The 9,759-nt window shown below is 73.8% G+C and carries 8 protein-coding genes and 1 pseudogene; 4 read left to right on the forward strand and 5 right to left on the reverse strand.

Features of this window, described 5'->3' with window-relative positions; translation table 11 throughout:
* Together ABT381_RS33330 and ABT381_RS33335 are read right to left on the reverse strand one after the other, a co-directional pair.
* Positions 1–705, reverse strand: a pseudogene (locus ABT381_RS33330) (hypothetical protein); the annotation flags it as partial.
* A gap of 263 nt (positions 706–968) precedes the next feature.
* Entirely contained in the window at positions 969–2,357 is a 1,389-nt protein-coding gene (locus tag ABT381_RS33335) for an NsdA family TPR-like regulatory protein (protein ID WP_351601008.1), read from the reverse strand.
* 320 nt (positions 2,358–2,677) lie between these two features.
* Here ABT381_RS33335 and ABT381_RS33340 point away from each other — a divergent pair, with 320 nt between their 5' ends.
* From ABT381_RS33340 to ABT381_RS33350, 3 genes are all read left to right on the forward strand, one after another.
* Complete coding sequence (locus ABT381_RS33340; RefSeq protein WP_351601011.1) at positions 2,678–3,352, forward strand: bifunctional DNA primase/polymerase; 675 nt, start codon at positions 2,678–2,680, stop codon at positions 3,350–3,352.
* 102 nt (positions 3,353–3,454) lie between these two features.
* Entirely contained in the window at positions 3,455–4,279 is an 825-nt protein-coding gene (locus ABT381_RS33345) for an ABC transporter ATP-binding protein (protein WP_351601014.1), read from the forward strand.
* Positions 4,276–5,919 (forward strand): transporter, encoded by a 1,644-nt coding sequence (locus ABT381_RS33350; RefSeq protein ID WP_351601017.1) that lies wholly within the window; start codon positions 4,276–4,278, stop codon positions 5,917–5,919. Before ABT381_RS33345 ends, ABT381_RS33350 begins: the two co-directional genes overlap by 4 nt.
* 89 nt (positions 5,920–6,008) lie before the next feature.
* Here the strand turns inward: ABT381_RS33350 and ABT381_RS33355 are convergent, their stop codons facing one another.
* Together ABT381_RS33355 and ABT381_RS33360 are read right to left on the reverse strand one after the other, a co-directional pair.
* Complete coding sequence (locus tag ABT381_RS33355) at positions 6,009–6,890, reverse strand: alpha/beta fold hydrolase (RefSeq protein WP_351601020.1); 882 nt, start codon at positions 6,888–6,890, stop codon at positions 6,009–6,011.
* 748 nt (positions 6,891–7,638) lie between these two features.
* Positions 7,639–8,331: an iron-dependent transcriptional repressor DtxR gene (locus tag ABT381_RS33360; RefSeq protein WP_351601023.1), complete on the reverse strand. Its 693-nt coding sequence runs from the start codon at positions 8,329–8,331 to the stop codon at positions 7,639–7,641.
* Positions 8,332–8,608: 277 nt separating this feature from the next.
* On the opposite strand from ABT381_RS33360, the gene ABT381_RS33365 reads away from it, so the two are divergent.
* The gene (locus ABT381_RS33365) at positions 8,609–9,373 is read left to right on the forward strand and encodes an SIS domain-containing protein (RefSeq protein WP_351601026.1); all 765 of its coding nucleotides are present in this window, start codon (positions 8,609–8,611) and stop codon (positions 9,371–9,373) included.
* Between the two features lie 29 nt (positions 9,374–9,402).
* Here ABT381_RS33365 and ABT381_RS33370 read toward each other — a convergent pair.
* Positions 9,403–9,759 (reverse strand): GAF domain-containing protein (locus tag ABT381_RS33370; RefSeq protein ID WP_502965737.1); only part of this gene is annotated, 357 nt, incomplete at its 5' end.

Genomic DNA, 9,759 nt, shown 5'->3' on the forward strand with positions numbered 1-9,759 from the left:
GCCAGCACCCGCGCCGCGGTCGTCGGCGGCGGGCGGCAGCGGCGTCCCGGCCTGCCGCTCGGCCCGCACGAGCGCGCCACCGGTGGCATTCCCGGCACCGTCCGTACCGGGCTGGGGCCCGGCGGACTGCGGCGGCTGCGAAGCCTGCGGGTAGCCGTAGGCGGGCTGGCCGCTGTAGGGGTTCTGACCGGCGTACGGGTCGTGCTGTCCGTACGTGGCCTGCGCCTGCGCGTCGCCGTAGGAGGGCTGCGCGCCGTACGAGGGCTGCTGGCCGTAGGTGCCCTGGGGGTCACCGTACGAGGGCTGAGGCTGAGCGCCGTACGAGGGCTGGGCGCCGTAGGAGGGCTGAGGCTGGGCTCCGTAGGAGGGCTGCTGGCCGTACGTGCCCTGCGCGCCGTACGGGTCCTGGCCGCTCGCGTATCCCGTCCCCGGCCCGGCCGGCGGCTGCTCCGGCGGCATCGGGGGTACCGGCGGCTGCCCCTGGGGCGGCGGCGGGTACGCGCCCGGCTGCTGCGGCGCGTAGGAGCCCTGCTGCTGCGGCGCCTGGGACGGGCCCCAGGGCTCGCCCCACGGCTGACCGGCGGCCGGCGCGGACTGCTGGTCGGGCACGTACGGCTCGCCGCCGTGCGCGGGCAGCACCACACCCTCGCGCGCGGGCCCGCCCGCAGGGTTCTGCGGGTCGCCGCCCTGTCCGCTCTGCGTCACCGGGACTCCTACTTCTGCTTCTTACGGAATCGTCGGCTCACGCTACCGGGTAGCCGTCGCGTTCGACCACGTCCCCTGGTCACCGGCCACTTGACGCACAACGGCACCACCCGTCGATTACGGAGGATCGACGGACAAAGAGGACTCCGGCCGAATGCCGCTCCGGGGCGGGGCCTGGAGTCCCGCCTGAGGCAGGGCCTGGAGCCCCGCCTGGGGCCGGGCCTGGGGCGGAGCTTGGGGCGGGGCCGCCCCCGGCCCGTCCGTCACGCCGCCCGCAGCTCCAGTCGCGCGGCGAACTCCCGCACCACCGCCTCCTCCCGGTACGGCTCCAGGCGCGCCTGGAAGTCCTCCAGATACTCCGCGCCGCGCGAGGAGCGCAGCCCGCTCAGCAACTCGGCCGCCTGCGTGCCCGTATGGCACGCCTGCTCGATCTCGCGCTGCTGCACCTGCGCGCTCGCCAGCAGCACCAGCCCGATCGCGCGCCGCCGCGCCCGGCTCTCCGGGTGACCGGCGAGCGCCTGCTCGGCCTGCTGCTTCGCCGCGGCCGCCTGTCCCAAGTCCCGGTGACAGTGGGCCAGTTCGTCGGCGAGATAGGCCGGGTCGAAGTGCCCGATCCACACCGGGTCGTCGCCCGCGTCCGTACCGGACTCGGCCCGCTCCATCGCGCTGACCGCGCGCCCGGCCACGGACTGGAACGCCCGGGTGTCCCCCATCAGCGCGTGCCCGCGCGCCTCCGCCGCGCAGAACATCGCCTCGGCGCGCGGCGTCACGTGCCCGCGGGTGCCTTCCTGTGCCGCGCGCGCGAGCTGCGCGATCTCCCGGGGGTTGCCGAGCGAGGCGGCGAGGTGGCTCATGCTGGCGGCGAGCACGTACCCGCCGTAACCGCGGTCGCCGGCCGCCTGCGCGAGGCGCAGCGCCTGGATGTAGTACCGCTGGGCCAGCCCCGGCTGACCCGTGTCGACCGCCATGTACCCGCCCAGCTCGGTCAACCGGGCCACCGCGGCGAACAGTTCGCGCCCCACGGACTCCCGGTACGTGCCCGCGAGCAGCCCGGAGACCACGCTGTTGAGGTAGTGCACGACGACCGGGCGGACGTGCCCGCTGCCGTACTGGTGGTCCAGTTCGCTGAGCGCGGTCGTCATGGCGCGGACCGCCTCGACGTCCGAACGGCCCACGCGCGCACCGGCGTTGCGCGCGACCTGGGTGTCGGCGCCGGTGATCAGCCAGTCCCGGCTCGGCTCGACGAGTGCCGAGGCGGCGACGGTCGAGCCGCTGAGAAAGTCCCGGCGGCCCACGTCACTCCGCCACAACTCACAGACCTGCTCTATCGCGCCGAGGACGGTGGGCGAGAACTGGAGGCCGACGCCGGAGGCGAGGTTCTTGCCGTCGGCCATGCCGATCTCGTCGATCGTGACCGTGCGCCCCAGCTTGCGGCCGAGCGCCTCGGCGATGATCGCGGGCGCCCGGCCGCGGGGCTGCTGGCCGCGCAGCCAGCGGGCGACGGACGTCTTGTCGTAGCGCAGGTCCAGGCCGTGCTCGGCACCGCAGACGTTCACGCGGCGGGCGAGTCCGGCGTTGGAACAGGCAGCTTCCTGGATGAGCGCCTGCAGCCGTTCGTTCGGCTGCCGCGCGACGAGTGGCCTGGCGGCCATGCTGTACCCCCTGTGTACTGCGGCGCGTTCACCGTCGAACGCCGTCCCCGTCCATCATTTCCCGCCCATACCCGCGATATCCGCTTTTTCCGACGCTACCGCGCGACATAAGCGACACTCACCAAATTGCCCGACCGGCCCCCTTAGCTGCTCGGCTGGGCGATGCCCGCCTGCTCACGCAAGTGGTTACCCAGCCTCCGCCGCACAGCCCCGCACGCGCCCCCGCCCGTGCATCCATGCGCCCCACGTGCAAGAACGTTGCGCCGTGCCGTGCCACGGGTTGGCCGTAACCCTTGGTGACAGCGGAAGTTGTCACGTTCGTGGAACAGAGCAGCGGAGTCACAGGAGCCCCACACGTCCCCCAGCAGCGCGGCGAGCGGCTGCTCGACATTGCGGTGCGTTACGCGGCGGAACGCCATTGGGACGTACTCCCCGGCGCATGGCTGGAAGACGACGGTGCGGCGACGTACTGTTCGTGCGGCGCCCGTGACTGCCGGGCCCCCGGCGCCCACCCCCTGGCGGCCGACTGGCCCACGGCGGCCACCGGCAGCACATCAGTCATCCACAGCCTGTGGACGCAGCACCCCCGCGCGGCGATCCTGCTCCCCACAGGCCGCACGTTCGACGCGCTGGACGTGCCGGAGACCGCGGGCTGCCTGGCGCTGGCCCGCATGGAACGGCAGGGCCTGCCGCTCGGCCCGGTCATCTGCACCCCGGCCCGCCGGATGCTCTTCCTCGTCCTCCCCGGCGCCGCCGCCAAGATCCGGGACCTGGCACGGAAGCCGGGCCGCCCCGCCCCCTCCGGCCTCGACCTGATCACCCACGGCGAGGGCACCTACATCGCCGCACCCCCCACCCGCACCGGCCGCCACGCCCCGGTCCAATGGGCCCGCCACCCCACCCCCGCCAACCGCTGGCTCCCCGACACGCAAGACCTCCTCAACCCCCTCACCTACGCCTGCGGCCTCGAGCCACCCTCGAACCGGGGACGCTGAACGCGCTGCTCACCCGCCCCCTCCCCCGCCCGCCGCATATCGTGGGGAGTGGCGGGGGCTTGACCGGTTCCTGCCTTTGACGTCCGAGGACAGGGGAACCGAGTGACGACCGAGAGTTCGGGTGCTGTGGAAGAGGGTGGCACGGCGGGCGCGCCGGCGGCGGTGCGTATCCACAGCCTCTGGAAGAAGTATGGAGATCACACCGCGGTCGCGGGGATCGATCTGACGTTGCCCGCCGGGCGGTTCATCGGGCTCGTGGGGCCGAACGGGGCGGGGAAGACCACCACGCTGTCGATGGTGACCGGGCTGCTGCGGCCGGACGCCGGTCAGGTCGAGATCGGCGGCCACGACGTGTGGCGCGACCCGGTGGCCGTGAAGTCGCGGATCGGCGTACTGCCCGAAGGGCTGCGGCTGTTCGAGCGGCTGTCCGGTGCCGAGCTCCTCTCGTACATCGGGCGGCTGCGGGGGCTGCCCGGCGACGAGGTGGACAAGCGGGCCGGGCAGTTGCTGGACGTACTGGATCTCAGCGGGGCGCAGCACAAGCTGGTCGTCGACTACTCGACCGGTATGCGGAAGAAGATCGGGCTGGCGGCGGCGCTGCTGCACAATCCGGAGATCCTCTTTCTGGACGAGCCGTTCGAGGGGGTCGATCCGGTATCGGCCCAGACCATTCGCGGCGTACTGGAGCGCTACACCGGGTCCGGCGCGACTGTCGTCTTCTCCAGCCATGTGATGGAGCTGGTGGAGTCGCTGTGCGACTGGGTGGCCGTGATGGCCGGCGGGAAGATCCGCGCCGACGGGCCGATCGCCCAGGTACGCGGTGACGCGCCCACGCTGCAGGACGCGTTCCTCGAACTGGTCGGCGCGGGCAGCCGTGCGCGGGCCGGGCAGGACCTGGACTGGCTGGGCGGGGGCGGCGCCCGATGAATACGGCCACCCGCCCCGTGAGCACGCCGGCCGCGGCGCCGCCGTCGCCGCCCCTCACGCCCATCTTCGTGCGGCTCAAGCTGACGCTGCTGAAGAACGGGCTGCGGCAGTCGCCCGGGCGCACCGCCGCGTACGTCATCTCGCTGGCCGTCACGCTGCTGCTGGCGGCCGGCCTGCTGCTGGGCATGATCCTGCTGCGCGGCGTGTCCGGCGCGCCGGCGCTGGCCGTGCTGCTGACCGCGCTCCTCACGCTCGGGTGGGCGGCGATGCCGCTGTTCTTTCCCTCGGCGGACGAGACGATGGACCCGACCCGGCTGGTCATGCTGCCGCTGCGGCCCCGGCCGCTGATCGGCTCGCTGCTGGTCGCCTCGCTCATCGGCGTCGGCCCGGTCTTCACCGCCGTGCTGGCGGCCGGTTCCGTGGTCTCCGTCGCGCACGGCCTGGCGGCGGCGCTCGTCGGGGTCGTCGCGGCCGTACTGGTCGTACTGGTCTGCGCGGCGCTCGCGCGTGCCGTCGCGACCGCCAACGTACGGCTGCTGACCAGCCGCCGCGGCCGTGACCTCGCCGTCCTCAGCGGCCTGTTCGTCGCGCTCGGCGCGCAGGGCGTGAACCTCGGCGCACAGAAGCTCGCCCAGTCGCAGGGGCTGGCGGCGCTGGAACCGGTCGCCGCGGTGCTGCGCTGGATCCCGCCCGCCTCGGCGGTGGACGCGGTCGACGCGGCGGGCCGGGGCGCTTACGGGCGCGCGGTGTTCGGTCTCGCGCTGACCGCGCTGGCGCTCGTCCTGCTGCTGTGGTGGTGGAGCCGCACGCTCACCACTGTCATGACCGCGCCCGACTCCTCCACCCTCCAGGCCATCGAGAAGGACAGCGGCCGCAAGCGTGCCGACCGGGCGGGCGGCTGGGAGCGGCTGCTGCCGGGCGGCCGTACCGGCACGGTCATGCGGCGCACGCTGCTGTACGGCTGGCGCGACCCGAAGACGAAGATGGGCTGGGCGACGGCGCTCGGCGTCGGCCTGATCGTGCCCGTCGTCACGGCGGTGCAGGGCGGCGGCAACGTCTACGCGGCGTGCTGGGCGGCGGGGCTGCTCGGGCTGCAGATGTACAACCAGTTCGGGCAGGACACCTCCGCGTTCTGGATGATCGCCTCGACGCTCTCCACGCGCCGCGACGCGTTCCTGGAGCTGGCCGGGCGGGCGCTGGCACTGGCCGTGATCGCGGTGCCGTACGTGACGCTGGTGGTGCTCGGCGCGGCGGCGATCCTCGACGACTGGGCGGCCTTCCCCGAGGTGTACGGGCTGGCGCTGGCGCTGCTCGGCGCGCTGGTGGCCACGGGGGCGTTCGCCTCGGTGCGCTTCCCGTACTCGATCCCGTCCGACGGCAACAAGAACGTCGCACCGGGGCAGGCCGGTATCGCCTGGATCAGCATGCTGGTCGGCGTGAGCGTGGGCGGACTGCTGTGCCTGCCGATCATCGGCCTGACGGTCGGTCTCCATGTGGCGGGCTTGCAGGGCCTGTTGTGGCTGGTGCTGCCGGTGGGCGCGGTGTACGGAGTGGTGGTGGCCGTCCTGGGGCTGCGCCTGGTCGCGCCGGCCGTCCTCCGCCGGCTGCCGGAGATCCTGGTGGCGGTGAGCAAGGGGTAGGAAGAGAAGACCTCACGAGGCAGCGGGCGTCCGTCCCCCTGGGGGCGGGCGCCCGCTGCCGCGCGTCAAGGCCCGGCCGGCCCGGTCGCTCAGGTCGGAATCGCCGTGTGCAGGAACGGCTCCAGCGCGCGGCGCCAGTCGTCCGGGCGCTCCCAGGGGAGGAGGTAGCCGGCGTCGGGGATCTCGGCGTAGGCGCCTCGGGGGAGGACGCGGACCATCTCCTGGGCCTCGGCGCGGCCCAGTTCGCCGTCCAGGCCGCGGACGACCAGCGTGGGGCACTCGATCTGGGCGAGCTCCTCCCAGTGGGCGTCGTGCACCCACGCCTCGCGGACGGCGAGCATCTGGCGGCGGGAGAAGACCGGGCGCCAGCCGTCGGCGCGCTCGGCCATCACCTCGGCGAAGTACTCGCCGCGCACCGGCTTCGGGCGCTCCAGCGTGGGGTCGTCCTCGCCGAACCACTTGCGGACGTCGGCGAGCGTGGCGAAGGGGACCGGCCAGGAGCGGAACCACGCCTCCCATTCGCGCTGCGAGGCCGCGCCCAGGGCGGATGCCCGCATGTCGCAGATGACCAGGGCGCTGACCAGGTCGGGCCGGCGGGCGGCGAGCTGCCAGGCGGTGAGCGCGCCCATGGAGTGGCCGATGACGGCGGCCGGGGCGAGATCCAGCTGCTCGATGGCGGCGATCGCGTCGTCCACGTACGTCATGCGGTCGAACGGCCCGTCGGTGGGCTTCTCACTGCGGCCGTGGCCGCGCTGGTCGAGGCCGACGGGGCGGTAGCGCGCGCCGAGCCAGCGGGCGGTCTCCGCCCAGTGCGCGGCCCGCCCCATCAGGCCGTGCAGGAGCAGCACGCCGGGGCCGCGTCCGTTGTGCTTCTGCTCCGTCCCCTCGCCGCCGGCCTTGGGAGGGTCGGTGAACTCCCAGGCCGCGAGCCGTATACCCCCAGTACCTGTTACGTCGATGCGCCGCACCATTGCCCTGGCACCCCCATCCGTCCCTTGAGCAGCCCCACACTATCGAACCCGTATTCGAATGTATTGCCCTTGCCCCCAACACCCCTCGTACGAGTGACCATGCTCAAGGATTGGCCGTCCTCGGCACGGGGAGAGTGTGAGCGGGAGGCGGGCCCTGACGGGAAGAGGGCCCGCGGGGGAAGACCCTGAGAGCTCGGGGCTCCGGGTCTTCGTGGGGGGACATGGGGAGGCGGGGCCCCGGCTGCTCGCAGCGCCGGGGCCCTCGCTGTCAGTGGCCCCCCGGCCGGGCGAAACGGTTGTCCGGTGACTCATCCGAGCCCCCTCCCCAGAGGTCACGGCGACCGGCCGGATGTTCCCCGCACCCGCCCCGCCGCCCGGCCCCAGGTCCTCAACGCAGCACGTCATATGCGCCTACGCGTATGCGACAGCGCCAGGGTGACACGGCGTCGCGCCCACCGCTCGCATTCCGCCAAGTCCGTACTGGGCGGGACATCGGGGCACGGCTCGATCCGGGCCGTCGCTCCAGGTCAGTGCGGCGGCCCGGCGGGAGGGGACGGCGGAAAAAATCTCCGGGGAACGCCGGGAGGAGGGGGAAAGCGGAATGTCCGCAGGGAGCGCGGGACAGGACGTCGTACCGGGTGGGCGCCTGCGCACGGCGTGCGGAGGCGGCACCACGCCGGTCAAGCGGAGCGGCGGGGCGCCGGGCCGGGAAGCGCACCGACGAGCGGCCGGCGAGGAGCCGGAACGGTCAGCGCTTCGCCACGAAGACGTGCTGCGCGATGTCGGTGGCCAGCTCGGCGGCCTCGCCGCTGCTGCCGACGAGCACCCCGGTCGGCGACTCCGTCACGCTCACCACGGCCCCCGGCTGCACCCCGGCCCGCCGCAGTGTGTACATCAGCTGGGCGTCCGTCTGGATGGGCTCGCCGATCCGCCGCACGACGACGGTCTTGCCGTCGGCGCCGGGGTCGAGGTCCATCAGGCTCAGCAGGCCCTCGTCCAGGAAGGCATCGGCCTCGGACTTCTCGCCCAGCTCGTCCAGGCCGGGGATGGGATTGCCGTACGGCGACTCGGTCGGGTGCCGCAGCAGCTCCAGGACGCGGCGCTCGACCGCCTCGCTCATCACGTGCTCCCAGCGGCAGGCCTCAGCGTGCACCTGCTCCCACTCCAGCCCGATCACGTCGACGAGCAGGCACTCGGCGAGCCGGTGCTTGCGCATCACGCGTGTCGCCAGGCGGCGGCCCTCCTCGGTCAGCTCCAGGTGGCGGTCGCCGGCGACCTGGACCAGGCCGTCCCGCTCCATCCGCGCCACGGTCTGGCTGACCGTCGGGCCGCTCTGATCGAGCCGCTCGGCGATGCGCGCGCGCATCGGGACCACACCTTCCTCTTCGAGCTCAAGGATGGTGCGGAGATACATCTCCGTGGTGTCGATCAGTCCGGACATGCGTGCCCCTCGGCTGTGTCGTGCGGTGGCCCTGGACTCAATTCTGACGCATCCCACTGACAACCGGACCGCGCGCGGCCCGAAGGCCGCCGCCGGGCCCCGGTCCGGCCGGTGGCCGGGGCCGCGCGCGGAGCCCGGCCCGGGCCGGCACCTTTCGGCCGTACGGTGCGGGCGCCGTATTGACAGGGCACTGGTCCAGACCGCAACGTGAGCCGCGCCACGAGGGCGGTACCTGCCCGGACCGGGCGGGACCATACGAGGAGAGGGGCACTCCGCGATGGGCGAGAGCGGGAGCAACGGGCTGGCCGGGCAGTACTTCGATGCCGCGATCGACCTGCTGCGGACGGTGCGCGACACCCAGGGCGAGGTGATCGCCGAGGCCGGGACGCTGCTCGCCGACACCGTGGAGGCCGGCGGCCGGATCTTCTGCTTCGGCGCCGGGCACTCCTCGCTGCCCGCCCAGGACACGGTCTACCGCGCCGGCGGCCTGGCGGTGATGAACCTGCTGTGCGTGCCCGGTGTGGTGGGCGTGGACGTGATGCCCGCGACGCTCGGCAGCGCACTGGAGCGGGTCGACGGGCTGGCCGCCGCCGTACTGGACACCAGCCCGGCGCGGGCCGGCGACGTCCTCGTGATCATCTCGCTGTCCGGGCGGAACCCGCTGCCCGTGGAGATGGCGCTGAACGCCCGTGCGCTCGGCCTGAAGGTCATCGGGCTGACCTCGGTCGCGTACGCGGACGGCACCAAGTCGCGGCACGTGTCCGGCACGTACCTCAAGGACCACTGCGACATCGTCCTGGACAGCCGCATCCCGGTCGGCGACGCGGAGCTGACGGCGCCGGGCATCGAAGCGCCGTTCGCGCCCGCGTCCACGGTCGTCACCAGCGCGGTCATGCAGGCGGTCGTGGCGACGGCGGCGGGCGCGCTCGCCGAGCGCGGCATCGACCCGCCGCTGCTGCGCTCGGGGAACGTCGACGGCGGTCACGACTGGAACGGCCGGGTCATGCGCGAGTACGCGGACCGGATCTTCTACCGGCACTGAGCCCGCGACCGGCCCCCGCCCCGGCGCCCTCATCTCTTCCCCAGCGCCTCCGCCAGGTCCAGACACGCCGCGATGCGGGAGGCGACCTCCTCGGCGTACGCGGCGTCCGCGCGGTCGAAGGGGCGGCGGGAGGCGCCGCGCAGGAACGTCGCCACGCCCACCGTCCGGCCCCGGCTGCGCAGCACCACGCACAGGCCGTGCACCGTGCCCTCGGGCCACTTGCGGGCCGCCGCCCAGCCCTCCGGCGTGACCGCCAGGCCCGCGCTGGCCCGCACCGAGCCGCGGCGCCGGTACGCCTGGACGGCCGGGTGCCCCGGTACGTACGTCAGCGGGATGCCGGTCCCCGCGACCGGCTGCGCCGGGCCGGGCGCGCCCCCGGGCGAGGC

Source organism: Streptomyces sp. NPDC000151 (genome assembly GCF_040301705.1).
Classification (GTDB): Bacteria; Actinomycetota; Actinomycetes; order Streptomycetales; family Streptomycetaceae; genus Streptomyces.

Bases quoted from the DNA above. Each gene is read 5' to 3' on its own strand.
- ABT381_RS33335 (WP_351601008.1), bottom strand. From the start codon at position 2,357: ATGGCCGCCAGGCCACTCGTCGCGCGGCAGCCGAACGAACGGCTGCAG.
- ABT381_RS33350 (WP_351601017.1), top strand. From the start codon at position 4,276: ATGAATACGGCCACCCGCCCCGTGAGCACGCCGGCCGCGGCGCCGCCG.
- ABT381_RS33355 (WP_351601020.1), bottom strand. From the start codon at position 6,890: ATGGTGCGGCGCATCGACGTAACAGGTACTGGGGGTATACGGCTCGCG.
- ABT381_RS33360 (WP_351601023.1), bottom strand. From the start codon at position 8,331: ATGTCCGGACTGATCGACACCACGGAGATGTATCTCCGCACCATCCTT.
- ABT381_RS33365 (WP_351601026.1), top strand. From the start codon at position 8,609: ATGGGCGAGAGCGGGAGCAACGGGCTGGCCGGGCAGTACTTCGATGCC.